Annotated in this window: 22 protein-coding genes and 3 pseudogenes; 7 read left to right on the top strand and 18 right to left on the bottom strand. The window is 57.2% G+C overall.

Going from position 1 to position 23,578, the window contains the following annotated elements; translation table 11 throughout:
• Positions 1-117: 117 nt before the first annotated feature.
• From ACA043_RS16605 to gspG, 8 genes are all read right to left on the bottom strand, one after another.
• Positions 118-1,221 carry a substrate-binding domain-containing protein gene (locus tag ACA043_RS16605; RefSeq protein WP_497657441.1) on the bottom strand — a complete coding sequence of 368 codons (1,104 nt, stop codon included), beginning with the start codon at positions 1,219-1,221 and terminating at the stop codon, positions 118-120.
• Positions 1,222-1,605: 384 nt separating this feature from the next.
• The gene (gspF, locus tag ACA043_RS16610; protein ID WP_489879448.1) at positions 1,606-2,817 is read right to left on the bottom strand and encodes a type II secretion system inner membrane protein GspF; all 1,212 of its coding nucleotides are present in this window, start codon (positions 2,815-2,817) and stop codon (positions 1,606-1,608) included.
• Positions 2,817-4,223, bottom strand: coding sequence for a type II secretion system ATPase GspE (gene gspE, locus ACA043_RS16615; RefSeq protein ID WP_497614272.1), 1,407 nt, complete (start codon positions 4,221-4,223; stop codon positions 2,817-2,819). Before gspE ends, gspF begins: the two co-directional genes overlap by 1 nt.
• Positions 4,224-4,443: 220 nt before the next feature.
• Complete coding sequence (gspD, locus tag ACA043_RS16620) at positions 4,444-6,822, bottom strand: type II secretion system secretin GspD (RefSeq protein WP_497657442.1); 2,379 nt, start codon at positions 6,820-6,822, stop codon at positions 4,444-4,446.
• Positions 6,819-7,367 (bottom strand): type II secretion system protein GspM, encoded by a 549-nt coding sequence (gspM, locus tag ACA043_RS16625; protein WP_497657443.1) that lies wholly within the window; start codon positions 7,365-7,367, stop codon positions 6,819-6,821. The genes gspD and gspM overlap by 4 nt, the downstream gene beginning before the upstream one ends.
• Entirely contained in the window at positions 7,360-8,538 is a 1,179-nt protein-coding gene (gene gspL, locus ACA043_RS16630; protein WP_497657444.1) for a type II secretion system protein GspL, read from the bottom strand. The genes gspM and gspL overlap by 8 nt, the downstream gene beginning before the upstream one ends.
• A complete protein-coding gene (gspK, locus tag ACA043_RS16635) occupies positions 8,535-9,491 on the bottom strand; it encodes a type II secretion system minor pseudopilin GspK (protein ID WP_497657445.1) in 957 nt (318 codons plus the stop codon). Before gspK ends, gspL begins: the two co-directional genes overlap by 4 nt.
• Before the next feature lie 8 nt (positions 9,492-9,499).
• Complete coding sequence (gspG, locus tag ACA043_RS16640) at positions 9,500-9,958, bottom strand: type II secretion system major pseudopilin GspG (RefSeq protein WP_497657446.1); 459 nt, start codon at positions 9,956-9,958, stop codon at positions 9,500-9,502.
• A gap of 148 nt (positions 9,959-10,106) precedes the next feature.
• On the opposite strand from gspG, the gene gspI reads away from it, so the two are divergent.
• From gspI to ACA043_RS16655, 3 genes are all read left to right on the top strand, one after another.
• The gene (gene gspI, locus ACA043_RS16645) at positions 10,107-10,484 is read left to right on the top strand and encodes a type II secretion system minor pseudopilin GspI (protein WP_497657447.1); all 378 of its coding nucleotides are present in this window, start codon (positions 10,107-10,109) and stop codon (positions 10,482-10,484) included.
• Positions 10,485-10,595: 111 nt separating this feature from the next.
• Positions 10,596-11,879 carry a hypothetical protein gene (locus ACA043_RS16650; RefSeq protein WP_497657448.1) on the top strand — a complete coding sequence of 428 codons (1,284 nt, stop codon included), beginning with the start codon at positions 10,596-10,598 and terminating at the stop codon, positions 11,877-11,879.
• Positions 11,880-11,946: 67 nt separating this feature from the next.
• A complete protein-coding gene (locus tag ACA043_RS16655; RefSeq protein ID WP_497657449.1) occupies positions 11,947-12,336 on the top strand; it encodes a hypothetical protein in 390 nt (129 codons plus the stop codon).
• A 157-nt stretch (positions 12,337-12,493) separates the two neighbouring features.
• Here ACA043_RS16655 and ACA043_RS16660 read toward each other — a convergent pair whose 3' ends face one another.
• Positions 12,494-12,853 (bottom strand): DUF6124 family protein, encoded by a 360-nt coding sequence (locus tag ACA043_RS16660; protein ID WP_497657450.1) that lies wholly within the window; start codon positions 12,851-12,853, stop codon positions 12,494-12,496.
• A 508-nt stretch (positions 12,854-13,361) separates the two neighbouring features.
• On the opposite strand from ACA043_RS16660, the gene ACA043_RS16665 reads away from it, so the two are divergent.
• Complete coding sequence (locus tag ACA043_RS16665; RefSeq protein WP_497657451.1) at positions 13,362-13,844, top strand: GNAT family N-acetyltransferase; 483 nt, start codon at positions 13,362-13,364, stop codon at positions 13,842-13,844.
• 38 nt (positions 13,845-13,882) lie between these two features.
• Here ACA043_RS16665 and ACA043_RS16670 read toward each other — a convergent pair.
• Together ACA043_RS16670 and ACA043_RS16675 are read right to left on the bottom strand one after the other, a co-directional pair.
• Positions 13,883-14,035: pseudogene (locus tag ACA043_RS16670) on the bottom strand (transposase domain-containing protein); the annotation flags it as partial.
• Positions 14,014-14,487, bottom strand: coding sequence for a winged helix-turn-helix transcriptional regulator (locus tag ACA043_RS16675; protein ID WP_497657452.1), 474 nt, complete (start codon positions 14,485-14,487; stop codon positions 14,014-14,016). The gene ACA043_RS16675 and the pseudogene ACA043_RS16670, both read right to left, overlap by 22 nt.
• A 96-nt stretch (positions 14,488-14,583) precedes the next feature.
• On the opposite strand from ACA043_RS16675, the gene ACA043_RS16680 reads away from it, so the two are divergent.
• Positions 14,584-15,525, top strand: a complete 942-nt coding sequence (locus ACA043_RS16680) for an aromatic alcohol reductase (protein WP_497657453.1) — start codon at positions 14,584-14,586, stop codon at positions 15,523-15,525.
• Between the two features lie 180 nt (positions 15,526-15,705).
• Here the strand turns inward: ACA043_RS16680 and ACA043_RS16685 are convergent, their stop codons facing one another.
• Positions 15,706-16,065 (bottom strand): DUF6124 family protein, encoded by a 360-nt coding sequence (locus tag ACA043_RS16685; RefSeq protein WP_497657454.1) that lies wholly within the window; start codon positions 16,063-16,065, stop codon positions 15,706-15,708.
• Positions 16,066-16,601: 536 nt separating this feature from the next.
• On the opposite strand from ACA043_RS16685, the gene ACA043_RS16690 reads away from it, so the two are divergent.
• A complete protein-coding gene (locus ACA043_RS16690; RefSeq protein ID WP_497657455.1) occupies positions 16,602-17,630 on the top strand; it encodes a hypothetical protein in 1,029 nt (342 codons plus the stop codon).
• 384 nt (positions 17,631-18,014) lie between these two features.
• Here ACA043_RS16690 and ACA043_RS16695 read toward each other — a convergent pair whose 3' ends face one another.
• The 6 genes and pseudogenes from ACA043_RS16695 to ACA043_RS16720 all read right to left on the bottom strand — a co-directional run.
• The gene (locus ACA043_RS16695; protein WP_497657456.1) at positions 18,015-18,374 is read right to left on the bottom strand and encodes a DUF6124 family protein; all 360 of its coding nucleotides are present in this window, start codon (positions 18,372-18,374) and stop codon (positions 18,015-18,017) included.
• 464 nt (positions 18,375-18,838) lie between these two features.
• Complete coding sequence (locus tag ACA043_RS16700; RefSeq protein ID WP_497657457.1) at positions 18,839-19,126, bottom strand: hypothetical protein; 288 nt, start codon at positions 19,124-19,126, stop codon at positions 18,839-18,841.
• Positions 19,127-19,203: 77 nt separating this feature from the next.
• Entirely contained in the window at positions 19,204-19,587 is a 384-nt protein-coding gene (locus ACA043_RS16705; RefSeq protein WP_401266916.1) for a hypothetical protein, read from the bottom strand.
• Positions 19,584-19,973 (bottom strand): annotated as a pseudogene (locus ACA043_RS16710) (hypothetical protein); the annotation flags it as partial. The gene ACA043_RS16705 and the pseudogene ACA043_RS16710, both read right to left, overlap by 4 nt.
• A protein-coding gene (locus ACA043_RS16715) for an IS3 family transposase (protein WP_497659659.1) occupies positions 19,974-21,136 on the bottom strand; the annotation gives its coding sequence in 2 pieces (ribosomal slippage) (positions 19,974-20,881 and positions 20,881-21,136; 1,164 coding nt in all).
• 63 nt (positions 21,137-21,199) lie between these two features.
• A pseudogene (locus ACA043_RS16720) lies at positions 21,200-21,970 on the bottom strand (hypothetical protein); the annotation flags it as partial.
• A 545-nt stretch (positions 21,971-22,515) separates the two neighbouring features.
• On the opposite strand from ACA043_RS16720, the gene ACA043_RS16725 reads away from it, so the two are divergent.
• Complete coding sequence (locus tag ACA043_RS16725) at positions 22,516-23,499, top strand: DUF3644 domain-containing protein (protein WP_497657458.1); 984 nt, start codon at positions 22,516-22,518, stop codon at positions 23,497-23,499.
• Positions 23,500-23,578: the final 79 nt, after the last annotated feature.

A 23,578-nucleotide genomic window follows, 5' to 3' on the forward strand; every position in this document is an offset into this window, starting at 1 on the left:
GTTGGCGAGCCTCACGACCGAACGGATGTCACACAAACTTCATGATCAAGGTGTAAATCGGCAAAAAAAAGCAGCAGCCCGAAGGCTGCTGCCGTTTTATTGCGCTTGAAACGAGGCTTACTGAGGACGACCAATGCCGTTGCAGGCGTTGGCGTTGTTGATGTCCAGGTTGTTGCCCGAGGTGTTGGTGATGAAGTTGGCGGTCACAGCGGTTTTCCAGTTGTTTGGAACCGGCGTGAAGCTGTGAGCGACGGTGGCAACGTTGTTGCCCGGGTTGCTGTAGTGAGTGGTCAGGAAGGCTTTGACATCAGCGGCCACGGCTGCGTCCTTGTAGCACTGGCCGAAGATGAAGTTGGTGTAAGCCACGATTGGATAACCGCTGGCCGGGTTAGGCACGACTGGCGCCCACTGTGCAGGGTTGGAAGGCGCGGTTGGCAGGGCTGCGGTGCTCAGCGCCAGCGTCACGTTGGCGTTGGTTGGCTGAACGCCATTGATGCGGGCAACCACGGCATTGCTGGTGGCATTCACGCCGTCCGGACCGACATAACCGATGGAACCGTCTACAGCGTTCACGGCAGTCGCCACTTCAGCGGTGTTGGCTACGCCAACCCAAGTCGATGGCAGTGCAGAACCGGCTGGCAGACGAGCGTTGGTGAAGGTGGAGTTGACGGCGAATTTGCCTGGGCAGACGGCATTCAGGTGGCGGCTGAGGATTTCAGTGGTGCCACTGGAAACGCTGCGGTAAACCACACGGATCGGCGTGGTGTCGGCGGTGCCCAGCAAAGTGCCCCAAGTGGTCGCGGTGCCCGAGAGCGCATCGCACAGTTGAGCGCTGGTCAGGTTAAGTGCGGTCTGACCGGTTTTTTTGTAAGGAATGGCAACCGACGTGGCCACCGATGGCAACTGGATCAGCGGACCGTACGAAGTACCGAAGTTGGTGGTGTAGGTGCTCAGTTCCGAAGCGCTGAGGATCGAGTCGCTACCGGCGAAATGCACAGTGCCGGTGGTGCTGAACTGTGCAGCGTTGTTGGTAAGGAAAGCACTTTTGCCGACGCCGCTACCGGTCACGGCGTAGCTGAAGTTGGCAGGCAGGATGCTGTTGGCAGAGCCTTTGTACAGAGCGGCAGGCAGTGAAGCGCCACCACCGGTAACGGCCATGGCTTGAGCGGAGGCCAGGGCGGCGACGGTCAGGGAAGCTGCGATCAGAGTGCGCTTGAACATGAAGAATCTCCTTTTCAACGTTGGTGTTTGAACACAGGTTTTCAGGGAACTTGCATGAAACCGGGAGGACTCACCGGGCCCTCGCTAGCGCTGGCCTTGGTTAAGTCGCACTGAGAAATTCGCAGCTTCCGGTGACAGATAAAGGAAAAAACCTCGGGAGGTGCGCGGTGATTTTCGGGGGGATTTCTCGGGTGTTCAGGGGGATATGCGCAGCGTCTGGATCAAGGCTTTGGCTGAATCGGGCTGGAGCCATTGACGGGTCGTTGCAGATGACAGAAAGGAGAACCCGAGGATGGTTGAGTCAACGGTCGGGTGATGCTGAAGTCCTGGGAAAAAATCTGGATTATTTATTGCCCTGACTGGCCCCTCAAAACATCAGCCCGACTACTGAACCAACTGATTGATCTCAATGATCGGCAACAACACCGCCATCACAATCACCAGCACCACCCCGCCCATCACCACAATCATCAGCGGCTCAAGCAACGCCGTCATGCCCATCGCCCGGCGCTCGATATCCCGGGACAAGGTCTGCGCCGCGCGTTCAAGCATCGGTGGCAGCGAGCCGGTTTTCTCGCCGCTGGCAATCAAGTGAATCAACACCGGCGGGAACACATTCTCCACCCGCAACGCCGCCGCAAGGTTCACGCCTTCGCGCACCTTGGCCGTGGCATCGCTGACGCTCAGGCTCAAGCGGTCGTTGGACAAGGTTTGCCGCGCTGCTTCCAGCGCCCGCAGCAACGGCACCCCGGCGCCACCAAGAATCGCCAGGGTCGAGGCGAAACGCGCGGTGTTCAGGCCCAATATGAAACGCCCGAACAGCGGCAACTTCAGCACCCGATGATGCCAACTCAGGCGCGCCGCCGGATTACGCAGATACAAACGCCAACTCCAGAACGCCCCGGCCATGACCGCAGCGCACAACCAGCCCCACGCCCGAATGAAATCACTGGCGGTGAGCATCGCCAGCGTCAGCCCCGGCAGATCCTGCCGCGCCTGGGAAAACGCACTGACCACCTGCGGCACCACGTAGCTGAGCAGGAAAATCACAATGCCGATCGACACCAGCCCGACCACGCCCGGATAGATAAACGCGGTGAGAATCTTGCCGCGCAGGTTATTGCGCTCCTCGATGTAATCGGCCAGCCGCTCCATCACCTGCGCCAGATCGCCGGACTCTTCCCCCGCCGCGATCAACGCCCGGTAGATCTCGGGAAAATCCCGTGGCCGCGCCGCCAGCGATTCGGCCAGACGCATGCCGCTGCGCACGTCGGCACGCACGGCGCTGAGGGTGTGGGCGATGTGCTTTTTCTCGGCCTGCTCGACCGTGGCGCTCAACGCCGCTTCCAGTGGCAGACTGGCGCCGAGCAGGCTCGCCAGTTGCCGCGTGGCCCACGCCAGATCGTTGTCCGAGAGTTTCGCGCTGAACAATCCGCCACCGCCGTGGTGGGCGACGTTGCTTTCCTTTTGCACCGACAACGCAGTCAAGCCGCGCCCACGCAAGGCACTGAACGCGGCCGTCTGACTCTCGGCCTCCAGATGCCCGGACTCGATCTTGCCGGTCACGTCGGCGGCTTCAAAACGATAGCGATTCATCAGGCGTCCCGTGTCACACGCAGAATTTCTTCAGGCGCGGTGGCGCCGCTGCGAATCCAGCGCTCACCGTCCTCGCGCAGGCTGAACATCCCGGCCTTGGCCGCGGCCGCGCGCAAGGCCTGCTCCCCTGCCCCTTGGTGAATCAGCGTGCGGATGTCGTCGTCGATGCAGAACAATTCGTGGATGCCGGTGCGGCCGCTGTAACCGGTGTGATTGCACGCTGCGCAACCGACCGGGCGCCAGGTGCCGGGGCTGGCCGGGTCTTCCTGTTTGCACTGGTTGCACAACCGTCGCACCAACCGTTGCGCGAGCACGCCGAGCATCGACGAAGCCAAAAGAAACGGCTCCACGCCCATGTCGATCAAACGGTTCACCGCCGACACCGCGTCGTTGGTGTGCAGCGTCGCCAGCACCAAGTGGCCAGTCAACGAGGCCTGCACGGCGATTTGGGCGGTTTCCAAATCGCGGATCTCGCCGATCATGATGATGTCCGGGTCTTGCCGCAGAATCGCCCGCAGCGCCAGGGCAAAGGTCATGTCGATCTTGGCATTGACCTGAATCTGGCTGATGCCCGGCAAGTCGTATTCCACCGGGTCTTCCACGGTGAGGATGTTGCTGGTGCTCGCATCCAGCCGCGCCAGCGCCGCGTAGAGGCTGGTGGTCTTGCCGCTACCGGTCGGCCCGGTGACCAGCACGATGCCGTGGGGCTGGCGGATCAGGTGATCGAGCTTGGCCAACACCTGCGCGTCCATGCCCAACGTTTCCAGATGCAAACGCCCGGCCTGTTTGTCGAGCAGCCGCATGACCACCCGTTCGCCGTGGCCGGTGGGCACGGTGGAGACGCGAATATCAATCGGCCGCCCGGCCACACGCAAAGCAATCCGCCCATCCTGCGGCAGGCGTTTTTCGGCGATATCGAGCTGCGCCATGATCTTGATCCGCGACACCAGCGCGCCGTGCAGCGCCTTGCGTGGCGAGACCACGTCACGAAGGGTGCCGTCGACGCGATAGCGCACCACCGAATGGGTTTCGAACGGCTCGATGTGAATGTCGCTGGCCTCGTCGCGGGCGGCCTGGGTGAGCAAGGCGTTGATCATGCGAATCACCGGCGCGCCGTCCTGGGTGTCGAGCAGGTCGGTGATCTCCGGCATGTCCTGCATGAGGCGGTCGAGGTCGACTTCGTTTTCGGCGGCACCGACCACAGCGGCGGCGCTGCCGGTGTCGGCGTAAGCGCTGGTGAGCAACCCATCGAGTTCATCGTCGCGCACCCGCTCGACCTTGGCCGCACCGAACTGCCGGCGCACCTCGCTGATCGACCACCCCGGTGTCGACGGGCACACCGTCAACACCCCGTCGCGCAGCAAGATGCGTTGGGCCTTGGCCCAGGCGTAAGGCAACGAACTCATCTAGGCACTCCCCCACAATCCCCGGTGGGAAAAGATTTCTGTTGGGCAGTGATTTTCCCTGTGGCGAGGGGATTTATCCCCGATGGGCTGCGCAGCAGCCCCAAAACCTGCAATTCCGTTTTGCCAGATGCACCGCGTCTACCGGACTTACGACTGCTGCGCAGCCGGTCGGGGATAAATCCCCTCACCACAGGATTCACTGCAACTTTGGGATCGGCGCTCATAACCGTGGGCCTGCTTTGATCGGCACGGCTTTGATGGTCGCACGGGGTCCCGAAGCCGGAACCGAATCAGGAACCCCTTGCGCCGCCGCAGGCAATTGTGGCGCCTGCATATCGGGCATCGCCCAGCTGCGCTCCGGCTGCAAACCACCCTGTGCGCGGCGCATGAAGTCGTAGCGATTGAGGGTGATGCTGCGCCCCGCTTCGCTGTCGCGAATGATGTACGGGCGCAGGAACACCATCAGGTTGGTCTTGCTGATCGCTCGCCGTTCGTTGCGAAACAGCGCGCCGATGCCCGGAATGGTCGACAACCACGGCACCGCGTCATTGCTCTGGCTGTAGCCATCCTGCAGCAAACCGCCGAGCACCATGATCTGGCCGTCGTCGAGCAGGATGCTGGTGTCGATTGCACGTTTGTTGGTGACGATACCCGCCGAGGTCGAACTGGCGGAGGCACGTTCGTCAATGCTGCTGACTTCCTGATAGATGTCGAGCTTGACCGTGCCGCCCTCGGAAATCTGCGGACGCACGTTGAGCTTCAAACCCACCTCTTCGCGGGTCACGGTCTGGAACGGGTTGTTGCTGGTGCCGCCACCGCCGGTGACATAACTGCCGCTGACAAACGGAATGGTCTGGCCGACGAAAATACTCGCCGCTTCGTTGTCCAGCGTCAGCAGGTTCGGCGTCGACAACACGTTGGTGCCGCCCTTGCTCTTCAGCGCTCGCGCCAACACTTTCAGATCAAGAATCTTGCCGATGCCGGGAATATCGACCGTACCGTTGACGTAGCCGAGGTTCAAACCCTGCGGCAGCGCATCAATGCTGGTCTTACCGCTGAGATTGAAGCCGGAACCACCAAGATTCGCGCCACCAATCACGCCATTGCCACCCAGGTTGCCGGTCTGCCACTGCACACCGAACTCACTGGCATCGTCCTCGCCGACTTCGACGATCAGGCTTTCGATCACCACTTGCGCACGGCGCTGGTCGAGCAAGTCGATGACTTCACGCAGGTTGCGATACAGCGGCTCCGGCGCCGAAATCAGCAAGGTGTTGGTGGTCGCGTCAGCCTGAATCGTCACGCCGCCGGCGCTGAAGGCGACGTTTTGCTCGCTGGTCTGGGTGCCGCCGCTGCTGGTCGGGCTGCTGCCCTGCGCATAACTGCCGCCAGTGCTGCCATTGCTGGAAGTGGTCGAGGTCGTGCCGCTGGTTTGCGTGCCGCTCTGAGCACTCGAACCGCCATTGCTACCGTTGCTGCCCATCGCACTGAGCACCGAACGTGCACTGTCGCTGGTGCCGCTGTCGCTCTCGCCAGTGAGCAAACCGCGCAACGCCTGCGCCAGTTTCGCCGCTTGCGCGTTACGCAGATACACCACATGCAAGTTGCTCGGATTGCTTTGCGCGTTGTCGAGTTTGTAGATCAGGTTGCGCGCCAGCTCGGTACGTTCAGGGCTGCCGGCACGAATGATGATGGTGTTCGAACGCGGATCGCCAATCACGGCGATTTTCTGCGTCGGGTCGTTGCCCGGCGCGTCCAGCAAATCGGCCACCATTGGCGCGATGTCAGCGGCAATGCCGTTCTGGATCTGCACCACGTCGGTGTCGATGGCGCTCTGTGTGTCGATGCCCGCGATCAACTGCGCAACACGATTGAGGTTCTCGGCGTAATCGGTGACGACAATGGTGTTATTGCCGGGGTAAGCGTTGATCGGGTTGTTCGGCGAGACGATCGGCCGCAGCACTGGGATCAGGTTCACCGCGTTCTCGTATTGCAGGCGGAACGTGCGCGTGAGCATGCCATTGCCGGCCGGTTTGTCCGCGTTATAGATCGGCCCGCCAAGCAGTTTCGCGTCGGCCTCCGGCACCACCTGGGCGACGCCACCGACATCGACCACGGCGAAGCCTTGCATGCGCAGCGCCGACAGCAGCATGTCGTAGGCCTGACGCGCCGGCACCTGCCCCTCTGAAACCAGCGTCATGTTGCCTTTGACCCGTGGATCGACGAGAAACTGCTGGCCGGTCGAGCGCGATAACGCGCGCACCACCGCTTGAATATCGGCATCGACAAAATTCAGCGTCACCGGTTGCTCGCCCAACGGATTGCTCGGCAATGTGGTTCCACGAGCAACGCCACCGCCACGGCTGCGCTCGGTGATGTTGTGCAATTGCTTCGGCGCCGGTCTGGCTTGGGCCTGCGCGCGCTCCCGATCCAGTACCGCGTCACCGCTGCGCTGAGTGTTGGCCAGCGGCCGGCCGAGTTCGCTGTCGACCAGCAACGGCGGCTGATTCGGCGGTGTGCTGGTGTTGCTGCACGCGCTCAACGCCATCAGCAGCATCGGCAGTGCCATGCGTGCCGGTTTGGACCTTGACTCCTTCATGAAGCTTCCTTAGCGCCCAGCGCCTGATCCATGCGAACGGTGCCTGACAAAGTGCCGGCAGTGACTTCGGTCGAAGCGTTTTCCGCGCGTTGCAGACGGGCCTCGACCACTTGCAGAGAAAGTTGCGACGGCTGACTCAGCAGCCAGTCGAGTACTGCGTCGGCTGGCGCGGCGTCGAAGGTCAACTGCCATGAACCGGCATCCGCCGCCTGTAATTGATAGTGCCCGGCCAGACCACTGGCCTGCAGGGTTTGCTCCAGTGACTGGCCAACGCTTTGCCCATTCGGGCGCACGCTGACGTCACGCAGCAGCACTTCCAGCGCTTCGGTCTGGGCGCGCAACTTCGGGGTTTCGGTTTGCCAATAGCTGATTTTTTTCAGCGGTGGCTGGATCAGCGCAACCCAAATCAGCAAACCGAGCAGCGCGACTGCCATGCCGCCGACCATGCGTTTCTCACGCAACGCCAACGGCTGCCAGCGCGCCTGCAACTGACGGTTGAAGCCCTGCCAACGGGCGCGGTACATCGCAAGCGCGGCCTTATTCATCGTCTGCCTCGCTGCTGTTGTCTTGGTTTTCACTGGTGCTGGTTTCAGCGGCCGGACGTAAGGTCCAGCCATCGTCATCGGCCGTCACGCTGATCCCGGCCTGGGTCAGGGTGCTTTGCCAATCCTTGTCATTGCCGGTGCGACGGGCATCGCTCAACAGGCTCAGTTGCAACGTCCCGTCGACATAGGCCAGACGCTCGACGCTACCGGCCATGAACGGCATGCCGGTGCCCGCCTGCAACACCAGGCGACTGAAGTTCTGCGCCGGATCATCGACCGCGCCTTGCTGCCGCGCCGCCAGTTGCTGGCGGGCCTGCTGCAGCGGGTTGAGGATCACCGGCAACTCGGGGAACGTCTGCTTCACCCGTAGACTCATTTGCGTCTTGAGCTGCTGCCCCTGACTGGCTTCGCGAGCCGCATACAGATTCAAACCGATCACCCACACCGCCACGGCCAGCGCCGACAACCCGAGCGCCCGCCCCCAACCACGATGTTCAGTGACTTGCTGTTGCAGCACGCCGTGCAAGCCCCAACCCGGTACCGGCCCGGTCCAGCGCTGGGCTTCGCTCATCGGCAGTTCGGCACCCGGTGGCGGCTCAGCGCCGATCCAGTGCAGCGTTACGCCCGGCTCCCACAGCGTGTTGTCGACGCCTTCATCAAACAACGGTTGCACCCGCGCCGATTGCAGACTTTCGCGCAGCAACAGATGGCCGTCCTGCACGCACGCGACCATGCCCGGCAGCACCGGCAAGCTGTACGCCGCCGGGTACAAACCGCGCAGGTTCAGGCCGGATTGCTTGAGTAGCTGCGCAAGGTGCAGCAAGTGTTGACGCGGCGCCCACGCAATCTGCACCCGCCCCGCTTCATCACGCGGACTGTGGGCGATGTGCATTTCGCTGCTGTTGCCGAGCATCAGCGCCTGCGCCGCACACTGCACCGCTGCCGCCGTTTTGTTGGCCGGCAGCGGCGGTAAATCGATACTCGCCACGAGGCTGTCCGCCGGGTGCAAAAAACACAGCAGTGGCGGCAGTTTCGGCAGCTGAATCAACTGCGCCAACGTCAGCCAGTCTTCACGGCTGACCTGGCCCTGACGATCCAGCCAGGCGCAACTCAACGTACTGTCCAGTTCCAGCTCCGCCAATGGCGGCAGCGCAACCCTTAGTTGAGTCATACGCCCACCCGCGACCAGATCACCTGCGGCAACCGATCCTGGCTGCGATGCAACAACGCCTCGAGGCTGACCCGGCGCTGCTCGCGTCGCGCCTCACCGCGCAGGCGAAACCAGTCGCTGGTGATGCCGATCTTGACGCTGCTGACTTCCAGATTCGGCATGCGCAAGCGGTTGACGAAGTCGCCACGGTTGATGAACCAGCGCCCGGCGTCGCGCTCATTGATCAACGCCTGCGCACGCTCCAGCGACAGCCCCGGCACATACGCCGCCAGCACCGGCGCGGTGGCCGTGTTGCCGTTGACCCAGGTGGTCGCGGGAATCACCGTCAGGTAAGGCGCCAGTTCGCCAATCACCGCGTCATTCACGCCGTCGACGCTGCGCAAATCATCAAGACTGCGCAGCATCGGCAACGTCGGATTTTGGGGTTTGCGCGAGGCGTTGGGCAATGTGGCCCGACCGCTGTCGACGCCGTTATTGTTCTCGGCCATCTGCGGATTCAACAGTCGCGGGTACGACTCGATCACCCGCTGACGGATGCGCTGACTCAAACCGGCGCTGATCCCGATCAACTCGCACAAGCGCTGAAACGCCTGCACCTGCGCCTCATCAATACGCTCGTTGGCCACCAGATTGCGTAGGTTGAACTTGCCCTGCTCGTCTTCCAGCCGCCCCTCGAAACCCTGCGCCACCAAGCGCTGCGCCCACGGCTGATCGAGCCGGGTCAGCGGATCGCGCTGGCGAGCGTCCCACAATAATTGGCGACTGATCTCCACGCCGCCCTGCACAATCCAGCGCCCCTGCACGCGCTGCTGATCGGCCTCCAGCGCACGGGTCGAAACGCTCTGGCGCGTCAACATACCCGCCGCAATCACCGCCACCACGGCCGCAATCAGCAACGCGCTGATAATCGCCATGCCTTGTTGCTTCGCCAGATCAGGCGAACGTCTGTTCATGGCCGGCCTTACAGCTGCCAGGAACCGATATCGGCATTCACGCCGTCGCCGTCCGGCTGACCGTCGGCACCGAGCGAGAAAATGTCGATCTCGCCGTTGGCACCCGGGTTGAGGTACTGATAAGGACGGCCCCACGGATCATTCGGCAAACGCTCCAGGTACGAACGCCAGTTGCTGTTCTTCGCATCCGCCGGCCGCTCCACCAGCACTTTCAAACCCTGGTTCATGCTCGGATAAGTGCCGTGATCGAGGCGATACAACTTCAAGGCCTGCATCAACCCGCCAATGTCCTGCTTCGCCGCCGTCGCCCGCGCCTGATCCGGCCGGTCGAGCACCTTGGGCACCACCATCGCCGCCAGAATCCCCAAAATCACCACCACCACCATGATCTCGATCAGGGTAAAACCCTGCTGCCCACGGGGCTTGCGCGGCAACTGCTCAGGCGGTTTGCACGGTGCGATATCCATCTCGACATTCCTTTGGCTTGATTCGATTCGACGCGCAGTGTTGCAAGAAGATATGTCAGGGATGTTGAAAATCCTCGGGAGTTTTCGTCGTCAAGCCGTCAAGGACGGGGGTTAGCGTCGAGGGCTGTGCTTTGGTTTTGGGCCATTTATGCGTGCGCGTTCGCAAGAAGCGGGTTTCACCCTGATTGAAGTGCTGGTGGCACTGGCGATTATTGCCGTGGCGATGTCAGCGGCCGTGCGCGTGGCGGGGTTGATGACGCAGAGCAATGGGGTGTTGCGGGATCGGTCGATTGCCCTGATTGCGGGGCAAAGCCGTATGGCGGAGTTGCAGTTGGAGGGGCGATTGCCGATGGGGATGAAAGCGGTGGAGTGTGATCAGGGGAGACTATTGCTGCGCTGCGAGCAAGTGATCGCAACGGTGGAGAATGGGCGGTTGCTCAAGGTTGGCGTGCAGGTGTTTGACCGTAGTCAGGTTGCGCCGCCGTTGGCCAGGCTTGAGACGTTGCTGAACAGGCCCCAGGACTGAGGCCATTAGCAATTCGGGTGTCCATCGATTTCCTGAAAGCCTGTTTTCTGAAAGTATATAGGGCCGCGTTTTACGTGCCCTATCGACACCTTTTGGATCAGGACGAACCTCATGGATTTTGATCACGACTTGCCTCAGCTTGGTGACATCCTGCTACTGAGAGGAAAGAGTCTGTTGACCAAGCCCAATATGACGATTCAGTCGATCACACGGTTACAAAGATCGAGCTATTCACATGTCGCCGTAGTGACCGGGCAAAACCTGATCATGGATGCAAATCCACGCATCGGAATAACCCTGCGTCAATGGGATGATGTGCATCACACCTACGACGTTGCCAATTCTTTGTTGGTCAGGCATAAAACGGTAGACCAAGCGGCGATTAGCGATCTGATTCAGCGAGCAAATTATTACTATGGGCAGAAATACAAACTGACTGCGTTGATAGGTAACGAATCAACATTTTCAGATAACGAAGGCATGGTTTGTTCTCAGTTCATCGCGCAAATTTTTCAAGACTGCAAACTACAATGCTCAGAAAAATCGAGCCGTAAAACGCTCCCAATAGATATCCACACCTTTACCAGGTCGAGCCCAGATTGGATTCACCGCCCGCTTTCCGAAGTCGAAATTGGAATAAGTCACTACTCTGATGAGACGACTTACCCCATGACTCTCGCCGCCCATAAAATAGATAACTATGTCGCTGCAACAACTAAGCAGGCGTTCGATGCTAGCAAACAGTTTCATAAGTTAATTGACCAATTAGAGGGCATGACGAATTTCATTGACGCTGCAAAGGGAGACTTGATGCCTATCACCCAGCGGATGGTCGACTCTCCCAAGACCGACATTTCCATCGAACATATCAGCGCCTCATGGCGCCATTATTTTCTGGAGCCGAGAGCCAAGTCCACATTCCTTCACGAGGACGGCCCCGCCGCTGACAAGCAGGTAAAGCTTTTCGTTAAAACCTGCGAAATCATAAAGCATCATTATAATGCTGCAGATGAAGCGTCGAACCAGCTGCAACTTGTAATGAAAAAAACTGAAGAACTGGTGAGGTCTTTACCCGTCACTCCAACAGAAATGGAAATTAACACATGGCTTGCTAACCATCTTGAGCTCAGGAAAGATGCACAGCATCAAATAGACATTCTTGACTGGGTCTTAACCTCAAACCCAAGCAACACCGAATTCGCTCAAAAACTGGACCTCCAGGCACTTATGGAGGAATACGACAAGGATCCAAGACCTGACTTCAATGAAGCGCTAGGTACACTTTCCATCATTGCCAACTACTGCCAACTGTGCGATTGCTGGATAAAGCAGCGCCCCTACTATGAACAAGTAATGAGCGCTCACAGTGCTGCGGAGAATCTGACGAAGGAGTAGACATACAACTTTCAAGGTGTACTTGAAGATAATTTCCCTTTGGGGGCGCGGCTGGAGGAACTGTCAAATGAAGGCTTCGACCCTCGTACTTGTCGCACTTTATTGCATGGGTATCAGCGCCGCGTTTGCCGATGGCTCACAGGCGCCAAACGACAAGCGCGGCCCAGCAGGCATCGTCATCGGTGAGCGTTTGGTGGCGGCCAAGTCCAAGCTAGTCAAACAAGCATGGAAGCCGACGCAGATGCATACCACCGACGGCTATGAATACAGTGGCGTGGAGCGCGAGCTGGCTGTACGCAAGTTCTTCGAACTGGATACCTGCTCGTTTGATAGCTCGCGCTGCATCTTGTACTACGCGAAGAAAGGAACTTGCCTACGCGTCGATACCATCGGTGAGCAATTCAATGACATGACGGTGACGCGATGGACCCGTGAATGTCCCGAGGCGTCTCAATAGCCACACGAAGACGGCACGGTAATAATCAACTGCTCCCAAAGGTTTCAGCGTCGTACACAGCATCTGCAATCAGCACAAAACCCTGTGGGAGCGAGCCTGCTCGCGAAGGCGCCAGAATGAACACCCGATCAATCAGCAGGTGATCCCGGCACCCGCATCACCCCGGCAATTGCAAATTATCCAACGCCCGATTCACCGCCAGCTCCCCCAGCATGATCAACTGCGCAATCCCCAACAACGCCCGACGCTGCGATGCCGGCAACAGGCTGGCCACGTTCTGGGCGATGGTTTGCGCCGAAGCGAGTGTTTCACTGGCATCGATCAGCAGTTCTTCATTCTTGTGGTCCGCCGTCACCGCATACATCCCACGGGTTTTACGTGGAGGCGGCGTGGAACCGGGCGGACAGAGGTAATGGTCGAGCGCGCGGTCGGCGGCTTCGTGGAGTTTTCTGGAATCGAGGGATTCGTAAGGGGAAACCGAGTCGGTTTCGGGCGGGTTGGGTGTTGGTTTGATCATGGTGAAGCTCCTTGATTGTTGGAGCCGCCACATTTCGCTGCGAAACGAAGGGAGGTGGCAGCTGTACGCAGGTTCGCAGACCGGGAATCAAGGCACCCGGCATACCCGAAGGTATCCCGCGCACAGCCGCCATAAAGCAACATTGCCGAAAATGGCAACGAGATTGGGAGCGCTGTGCGCCTTGATTGATCCGGGCTGCGAAACCCGATCGCTGATTCGTCAGCGACCGAACCACAATAGAACCCGCCCCCAAGGCGCACAAGCCGGCGGATTCTGGCGTAGCTGTAGGCAAAGGCGCAAGGATGTGTAGCCTGAGAGAGTGTCTGGAGATGTCTTTTTAAACGTTGGTGTTTATCGGAATCCTCATTGCGTCCGTCCACTTGCCCCAACGCGAATACATCCCCCTGAAGCTGATAGGGAGCCATCGCCCCCATTCAACCGGGGCAGTAGCAGTTATGCGGATTCTGTTCTCTATAATCACTCACCGGCCATGTTTAGGGTGCTTGTTATGCCAGCCTCCGCTGATCAAAACTCCGCTGTCGTTTTATGCGCAGCTTCCAATAACGACCTGGAAGATCTGGTAGCCATCAGGATTGAGGCCATGCGCGAGAGCCTTGAACGGCTTGGACGATTTAACCCAGATCGTGCGCGCGAACGATTTCTTGATGGGTTCGACGCTAACAGCACACGCCGCATAGAAGTATCAGGTGATCTGGTCGGTTTTGTCGTAATCAAAGACCATCAGAGCGAACTTCTGCTTGACCACTTGTATGTGATACCCAGTGCTCAAGGAGCAGGAATCGGCTCTGAAGTGCTTACTCGGATTTTCAGAGAGGCTGATGAGATCGGGCGTCCCATCAAGGTGGGTGCTCTCAAGGAAAGCGCGTCAAATCGTTTTTACACTCGCCATGGCTTCGTGTTCGTCGAAAGCGGTGAATTCGATAATTATTATGTCCGGGCTAAGGGTAATGCCGTTAATTTTGGCGACTAGGCAGATCTTGTTGCGGTGCCCCGTCAGAGGTTGCACCGTTAGATGGGCATCCACCTGTGCGGCAGTAGTTCGGTAATCTCATTCGCCCGCTGCGTCGGCAGGAGCGTGAGAACATCCTTCAGATACGCGTACGGATCATGACCATTCAACCGCGCAGACTGGATCAAGCTCATGATCGCCGCCGCTCGTCGGACGCATCCGAATCGACCAGCCCCACCACCGGAACCTGCCAAGAAGGCTTTTTCCCACTCTGACTATCAAACGCACGACGCGCCTCGCGAAAATCATCGACGTGCTCCACAACCCACGTCCAAATCGGCGACATACGGACCAACAACTCCATACCCAACGGCGTCAGCTCGTACTCGACATGGGGCGGCACTTGATCCAGCTCTCGCCGTATCAGCAAACCATCGCGTTCCAGCGCACGCAGCGTCTTGGTCAACATGCGCTGAGTCACGCCGGTCATTTGCCGTTTGATCTCGGCATGGCGCATCGTGCCGTACACACCCAGGGCATGCAGGATGCCCAGTGACCAGCGGCTACCGGCGTGAGCCAGGACTTCGCGCCGCACGCCATCATCGTCTCGTCTTAGCGTCTGGCAGATCGCTTCTGCCTGGCTAAGGGTTTCCTCATCGGTCATGTGTCCCCCTGGTATCACGCGTGTGCCTTCTTCTGAGCGCTGCGCATTCGTGCCAGCATCGGCAGATCATACAGACGACGGATCTCAGGAGACATCATGACCGCAGCGACCCACCCTTCCCCACAATCCATTCTTGTACTCGGCGCCGGCGAACTCGGCCTGCCGGTGCTGCGCAATCTTGCGCGGGTAGCCAAGCGCTCGCCCGGCAGCACCATCAGCGTCTTGCTCAGGGATTCGACCATCAACACGCAAGCCCCTGAGAAAAAGCGGGAAATCGATGAACTGCGCGGTCTGGGCATCCAGATGGTCGCTGCAGACCTGGTCAACGACTCCATCGATCAACTGGCCGAAGTGTTCGCGGCATTCGATACCGTCATAGGCTGCGCAGGCATGGTCGCGGGCCGTGAAACGCCGATGAAACTGGCGACAGCAGCGCTCAGGTCCGGCGTGAAGCGCTATTTCCCTTGGCAGTTTGGCGTCGATTTCGAAGTGATTGGCCGGGGCAGCCCGCAGGATTTGTTCGATGCGCAACTCGACGTGCGCGAGTTGCTCCGCGCCCAGGATAAAACCGAGTGGGTGATCATCTCGACCGGCATGTTCACCAGCTTTTTGTTCGAGCCGGTATTTGAGGTCGTCGATTTTGAGAACGACACCGTCAACGCCTTGGGCAGCCTGGAAACCAGCGTGACGCTCACGACACCGGAGGACATCGGTAAGCTGACAGCGGACATCGTTTTCTACGAACCGCGCTTTCGCAATGAGATCGTGTACCTGTCTGGCGACACGGTGACGTACGGGCAGGTGGCGAGCCTGCTTGAACGCGTGCTGGGGCGGCCGTTCAAGCGTAACGTCTGGACGGTTCCGTACCTGATGCAGGAACTGGAAAAAGACCCCACTCACCACATCAAAAAATACCGCGCCGTATTTGCACAAGGCAGAGGTGTGTCGTGGCCTAAAGCGGGGACTTTCAACGAACAGCAGTCGATTCAGGTCACTACGGCTGAACAGTGGGCCCGGGATAACCTGACAGTCGATTGAGGCAAAGAAAGCAGCCCGCCATTCGCGGGCACAGATAGGCGTACATCGTCGCGAAACTTATCGCGGCTGAAGAGCCAGCGCACTCCCACCCTGGAACACACTCAAAGGTGGGAGCGAGCCTGCTCGCGAAGGCGCCAGAATGAACACCCGATCAATCACCAGGTGATCCCGGCACCCGCATCACCCCGGCAACTGCAAATTATCCAACGCCCGACTCACCGCCAGCTCCCCCAGCATGATCAACTGCGCAATCCCCAACAACGCCCGACGCTGCGAGGCCGGCAACAGACTGGCCACGTTCTGGGCGATGGTTTGGGCCGAAGCGAGTGTTTCACTGGCATCGATCAGCAGTTCTTCATTCTTGTGGTCCGCCGTCACCGCATACATCCCACGGCTTTTACGTGGAGGCGGCGTGGAACCGGGCGGACAGAGGTAATGGTCGAGCGCGCGGTCGGCGGCTTCGTGGAGTTTTCTGGAGTCGAGGGATTCGTAAGGGGAAACCGAGTCGGTTTCGGGCGGGTTGGGTGTTGGTTTGATCATGGTGAAACTCCTTGATGACTGGAGCCGCCACCGTTCGCGGTCAAACAAACAAGGTGGCAGCTGTACGCGGGTTGACCGACCGGACATCAAGGAATCCGGCACACCCGAAGGTGTCCCACGCACAGCCACCGCGACATGATTTCAGACAATGCCTGAACACGTGCAGAACGCTGGCGCGCCTTGATATTGGGCGGACGGTCAAATCCGATCGCTGATTCGTCAGCAACCGAACCACAATAAAACCCGCCCCCAAGGCGCACAAGCCGGCGGATTCTGGCGTAGCTGTAGGCAAAGGCGCAAGGATATGTAGCCTGAGAGAGTGTTTGGAAATGTCTTTTTAAACATTGGCGTTTATCGATGCCTCATTGCGCCACGACTTCGCAAGTAGATCCGCATCGACTCCCAACCGGTCCTTGCAGTATTTCCTCAAGGGCTTCGTAGCAAACCGACTTAAAGTTTGCTCACAGCAGAAGGACGCCCATTTCCGTATCTACCGTCTATAGTCATCCGTGATCACTTTGTCTGGAGATATTTTTGTGCGTCCCAAGACTCCTCCCAAGACTCAATCTGGCGATTCCGATGATGACAACTTTGCATCTTTCTCGCTCTTCGGATTCGATTCACAAAGTAGCGCGCATGAAGAGAAAGAGGCCCGAGAAGGTCGTAACTTCTGGGATCTTCTCAAGAGCAGCGACACACGGGGCGCGATCAAAGTCATAGCGTGTGACGATACTTTGAAAAGGGGCAATGTGGCTTACGGAATGGGCACCACCTTGCATATTGGTGCCACGGGACAGACTACAGGCCAATGGCAACTGGATGTCCTGGCCACCGGCCCCTCTGGTGTTACCGGCCCAACAGCGCAGCGGGTGTTTCTGCTCAACTATAAAGCCTTGTCAACTAAATGGGTCGAGCGTTCAGTGTACGAAAACGATCATGATTTTTTCATGACGGTCGAACTGAGTGGGTGTCGTTTCACTCTCACAGAGGACCACGTGATGCATGTTGCATGGGACGCCAGAGCCTCGTCTGACACTGGCAGCACACCTCCCTCTACGTCCACACGGAACGCTGCTGCAAGGGAGGCTATCTCCCTCCCGTCGGGAACACGCGCCAGAAGCGTGTCCATAACAGAAAGCCCGAGTTCCATTTTCTATGCGCAGACGCACACCGATGCCTACGGTGTCCTCTTGAAGGGGCATGCATTACGTACAGTTCCTACGCTGTTAATTGGAAAGTTGAAAGCCGGGACAGATGCGTTAGCCATTGCGCGAGAGGTCGAGGACGTTTTATCGAATATTGCAACTCCGTATGCACCCACGAGAGTTCAACTCGCGACAGTTAAACTAGGGGAACTGATTAAAGGAAAGTTAGACATAGCGTTAGTGGAAGACCGTACGATTGAGGCGATCAAAGATAAATTCGAGGAAACTTGTTATGTCCATGCGCGCGAAGCGCTTAACAAAAAGCCCTTTGGGGCATTTGTCGTTGGTGTCAGGGAAATCGGTGGGTGGCGCTATTACGTGCTGAGCGATAAGGTTTGGACACAAATACTACCCGGATAGCAGTGGGTTCCTGGCCAACACGACCTACGACAGCGACTCCCTGCTGGGCAACGCAAGCGAATCGCTTAGCCCAGTGACAGAAATGCTCCACAACTTCGCCGCCACTCTACTACTCGAAGAAAAAGGCTTGCCCGCGCGTCGATGCCATTGGAGAGCAGTTGAATGACATGACGGTTACGCAATGGACCCGTGAATGTCCTGAGGCGCCTCAATAACCACATGAAGACGGCACGGGACAGTAACCGACCCGCTTCCACAGCTTTCAGCGCCGAACACGATGTCCGTGACCAACACAAAACCCTGTGGGAGCCAGCCTGCTGGCGATAGCGGAGTATCAGGCAGCAGAAACAGCGCATGTGCCATCGCTGCCAGCCCTACTCCGCATCACCCCGGCAATTGCAGATTATCCAACGCCCGATTCACCGCCAGCTCCCCCAGCATGATCAACTGCGCAATCCCCAACAACGCCCGACGCTGCGACGCCGGTAACAGACTGGCCACGTTCTGGGCGATGGTTTGGGCCGAAGCGAGTGTTTCACTGGCATCGATCAGCAGTTCTTCATTCTTGTGGTCCGCCGTCACCGCATACATCCCACGGCTTTTACGTGGAGGTGGCGTGGAACCGGGCGGACAGAGGTAATGGTCGAGCGCGCGGTCGGCGGCTTCGTGGAGTTTTCTGGAGTCGAGGGATTCGTAAGGAGAAACCGAGTCGGTTTCGGGCGGGTTGGGCGTTGGTTTGATCATGGTGAAGCTCCATTTTTATACCTGGTGGAACCACCAACACCTGTCGCTAAACAAGTAAGGGTGGCAGCTGTACGCGGGTTAGCGAACCGAGAGGTATAAGACCCGGCAGACCCGAAGGTCTCCCACGCACAGCCACCATATCTTCATCGCAAACGGCTGCGACAAACTGGAGCGTCGTTGTACTTATACCTGGTCAGGTCGCTAAACCCGGTCGCTGGGTTGCCAGCGACCCGTAGACAATAAAGACCAGGTACAAAGCGCACAAGCCGGCGGATTCTGGCGTAGCTGTAGGCAAAGGCGCAAGGATATGTAGCCTGAGAGAGTGTCTGGAGATGTCTTTTTAAACATTGGTGTTTATCGAGGCCTCATTCCGTTACGTATCCCTAAATAGATCACCCCCACATACGAAAGAAAATGGACGAGGTTGTCAGTCGAAACTGACAACCTCGGCCAAATGAACAGTGCTATTTCTTCCGGCACATTTCGACGTCATCCTGAGTTTTCAGGTCTGTATCGATTCCCAACCGGTACCTGCAGTAATCAATAATCCACCCCCGCTCCTTCGCCGTCAGGCGCTCTACCTTCCTGATCTCTCCATCATTGGCGTGGATGTTGTAGAACTTCATCTGGAACGTAAGGTGCTTCTTGATGAAGGCAATTGTCTCGATGTCACCATCCTCAAGGGCTTCGTAGTAGCCGACGTAGAGCATGGTCACTACGGCGAGTATTGCTGCGATTAATAGCTTCTTCATTCCTTTGCCGTCGGTAGTGGAACCAGATGGGTTTTGGCTCTGATGTTTCCGACCAGCTCAGGCCTTAGGTTGGACGGTTACTTGAGTATTCCTGATTTCCCCAAAGCAACCAGTACAACCATCGCAGAAAGCAGCGCTATTGCGCTCCATTGCATCAACACAAGTCTCTGCTTGAGTGAGGAAGGAAAATTCTCTACGTCATCGGCGCTGAGCGTGCCGCGTCTCATGTAGAAATTCGTGAACGTAACGAGACCAGAGGCACCACCTACTAGAAGCAATCTTCCCCACGCACCTCCGTGCTTCAGCGCAGCTAACCTCGTGCCGGCAGAGCTGTTTTTGAGGTGTTCAAGGATCACGTCCATCTTGATATGTGCAATGTAGAGAGCAATCCCGATCCAGATGATCATCGAGATAATCACCACGCCACATAACCCTCCGACTATCAGTTCAGCGGTATTCATTTAGTCACCTCGTAAATCACTTCGCCGAACATTTCACCGCCGGCCCCTCCTACCGCCCCGCCAGCATATGAGCCTGCCGCTACAACTACCACGCCGCAAGCGAGGGTACCCAATCCACCAGTAGGTACGCCAAGTCCGACACAGATTGCACCTACCACTGGAGCCGTTAGTGCTGCTCCTGTCATTGCGCCACCGGCCACGCCACCAATGAAACTACCTCCCTCGGTGTATTTAATCTTTTCACATGCGTCTTCATTACCAGCCGCACAGACCTCTTGAACCTTCATGTAAGACGCCCCGCCCCCTACAGCTGTACCAATCCAGCCACCGTACTTCACAACCTTGGCTGCTCTGGCGACACCTTCTGCGTGAGTGGCGTGTAGTGGTCAACTAATCCCGGACACGACGTTAAGTTTTTCCTCGGCCCGCGCTGGTGCCAACCCCTTGTTGAACTGGTGAGGCCGAATCCAGTTGTAGCGATGCATCAAAAAGTTGCTGATATCGCGCTGTGCTTCCTGCGCAGTTCGATAGCCCACGGTCGGTATCCATTCTGTTTTCAAGCTACGAAATACGCGCTCCATCGGTGCGTTATCCCAGCAGTTTCCTCGTCGACTCATGCTCTGACGCATGCGGTATCGCCACAACCGCTGGCGAAAGAGTCGGCTTGCATATTGCGATCCCTGGTCCGAGTGGAATAGCAGATCCGAAGGCCTGCCACGCTGCTCGTAAGCCATATCCAGCGCTTTGATCACCAGCTCAGCGTCTGGCTTTTCCGACAGCGCCCAGCCCACGATCCGACGCGTACAAAGATCCAGGACGACAGCCAGGTAATGCCACTTTCCTTGTGCCCAAATGTAGGTGATATCGCCGCACCAGACTTGATTGGGCGCAGGCACGTCGAACTCGCGGTTCAATGTGTTCGGGATATCCAGTCTTTCTACTGTTGCTCGTTTGTAGGCATGGGAGCCGGGTTGTTTGCTGACTAAATCAAGCTCGCGCATCAAGCTACGCACTTTGAATCGACCGAGTTGCTCACCGTCTTCACGCATCAGTGACAGGATGCTGCGACTGCCCGCAGAGCTGCGACTTTGCGAGAACAGCTCACTTACGCGACTACGCAATCGAAGCCGTTCGACATCCGGCGTGCGGCGCCGCGGGCGCTGGGCGTAGTAACACGAGCGAGTGACGTCAAACACCTTGCACAGCCAATCAACCGGCTCATGTGCCCTCAACTGGTCAATCAGCGCGAACGCTCGTGATCTTCCGACATCAAGAGCGCGGTAGCCTTTTTTAGTATTGATTTCTCTCGCTCAAGCCGAGCAATCCGGGCTTCCAGCTCCTGAATTTTTTGCTGTTCCGGAGTCAGTGCCTTGCTCTGCGGAGTGACGCCTTTATGTTCTTTCTGAATCTGGTCAACCCAGCGGCGCAATGCCGACTCACCAATGCCGAGCGAACGGCTGGCTTCGATGTAGCTGTAGTTTTGTTTGAGCACAAGGTCAGCAGCCTCGCGCTTGAATTCAGGAGTAAAGGAGCGGCGTTGTTTAGTCATCTGACACCTCGATCTGGCGAGCATTCTCGCCTAAATGGGTGTCCGGTTTCATTAGACCACTACAGCGTAACCGGGAATCTGCCCCGGAGCACCGGCCAGGGTCCAGTGATGCACCAAGCTTTTGCTTGAGATGCCGAGCGCTGATTTCAGACTTGGGTGATCAGGGAAACCGATACCCTTTCTGGTTAGCCCGGTGAGCTGTCTATCAAGCTTGGCAAACAGTCGTGCACGCTCATCAAAGAACTCTGAGCTACGCAAATGACCATCACGCTGAAAACTTTTCTGGTGCAGGTTTTCGATTTCCTTCAGCGAGGTTTTCACATCTTCCAGATTCTTGGCAAAGATCGATTCACCCACGCCAATGGATGTTGAGCCTTGCGAAAGAATGGATTCTATCTGGCTCTGATAGCGAACCATGAAGCTGGCCTCTTCGTCGCTCATGGGCTTGAGTGCCGCGTCGACTTTCTGAGCCGCCTCCATGAGCATCGCTTCTTCAAGTGTGCACTGGGGATTATTCGGATCGCTCAACACAATGAGCTGACCGGGCTTGGCGTAGCCAGTGATGTGAGGGTTGAGCCGCGTGAATTTCTCAAGCGTTGCTCCATCCGGCTTATCGAACAATGCTGCTTCCAGCGCAGAGCGCGGCATAACTTGCTGAACGATGTAAAAACCGGGTTCCGCTGGTTCCTTCGCAGCAGCCGGTTTCTCGGCTGGAGCTTCTGGATACTCTGCCCAGTGTTTGGCGTGCAGGTCGGTCGGTTCTACGCCACGGTAGACCTTGTTTCTTGGTGGGTTAGGTTGCGCGGGCCTTGGTACGTTTCCATATTCACTCATGCATCATCCTTGTTCATTCCGGGAATCCCGACTTGGGTTCTGACAGTCTGACGCTATCGAAAAGCCCAAATGCTGGCTGTAGGACAAAGCCTAAAAAGCTGTGCCCAAACGACTGATTCCTGTCATTCGCTGGGGGCGCAGGATAACTGGTGAGGGGAGATGGTTGTATGGCAGCAGATGGCCACCCATAGCGTTACCAGCTGAATTGCGTGCGTTGAGCTATCTTTCACACTCGATGGCTGCTTTCGTTCAAAAGCGGACGTTCGCACGCGAATGTTACCGGCCAGAACCCATCACTACTGAAACGATGCTTTGGGGCAGATCGGAGGTCGATAGCTTATGGAAATGGCTTCGTGTGCGAATCGATGATTGGATGTATGTCGGATCGGGCCCACCACTCACACATTCAACCGACAGCTCAAACTGGAATTCTCACCATCTATGACTATGGTTTCTGGAGGAGAAAGCTGGTCCGAGCTAGCGCAATGACCATTCGCCTATCGCCGTATATTAAAAATATGTAGGTAGCATTAAGGGTGATGAGGATGGCAGCAGAGAAAAGGGTGCGATCCGTCGGTTCAGTAGCCGGAGAACTTATAAAAAAATCGAGGGAAGCGGCGCTCGCTTCAGTTCAGATATTCAACAATCCTGCACTCACCTTCAAGTCCGAAATATTTATAGTTCTGATGATGATTTCTTGGACCTATCTCCTCCACGCGTTCTATCGTAAAAAGGGGATTGAATACCGCTACTTTAAAATGGTAGGCACGCGAAAAAGATTCCACAAAACCGCTAAAGGCGCTGTAAAACATTGGGAGCTAGAGAAATGCTTGAATCAGCCAGAATCACCAGTCGACGTGAGTGCCGCGAATAACCTCAGATTCTTAATCGGATTGAGGCATGAGATCGAGCACCAGATGACGACTAGAATAGATCAGTTATTAAGTGCTAGATTTCAAGCATGCTGCCTCAACTATAATGAGCTTGTGAAATCGTTATTTGGAGACATCCATGGCATTGATAAGCATCTATCTTTCAGCCTGCAATTCTCCTCGCTAAGCAAGGACCAAGTGGACAGGCTATCCCAGGCAGACGGCCTTCCTGAAAATATCCGAGCATATATTACTTCATTCGATCTAACTTTGACCGAAGAAGAATTCAATGATCCGAAATTCTCTTATCGTGTTTTCTTTGTTCCTAAAACTGCGAATCATAAGGGCCAGGCCGACCAGGTTATTGAATTTATTAGGCCGGGTTCTGAAATGGCTCAGGGAATGAATACCAAGTACATACAAATCAAAGAGATCGAGCGCCCCAAATTCCTACCATCAAAAGTTGTTGAGAAGGTTAAAAAAGCGGGTTATCCACGATTCAATATCACACACCATACGCAAATGTGGCAATTCCACGATGCAAAGAAACAAGGTAAAGGTTTTGGTGTCACCGTCATGAACACATGGTATTGGTATGAGTCATGGCTAGAACATGTACTAGCCGAGTGCGAGATTCGAAAACAGGAATTCACTTAACGTACACGCAGCCTAGTGTTCCTGAATCGAAAAATCATGCTTAGCGGGAACTATGATCGCTGAGCAGGTCAACTGCCGC

Source organism: Pseudomonas sp. LBUM1648 (assembly GCF_059716145.1).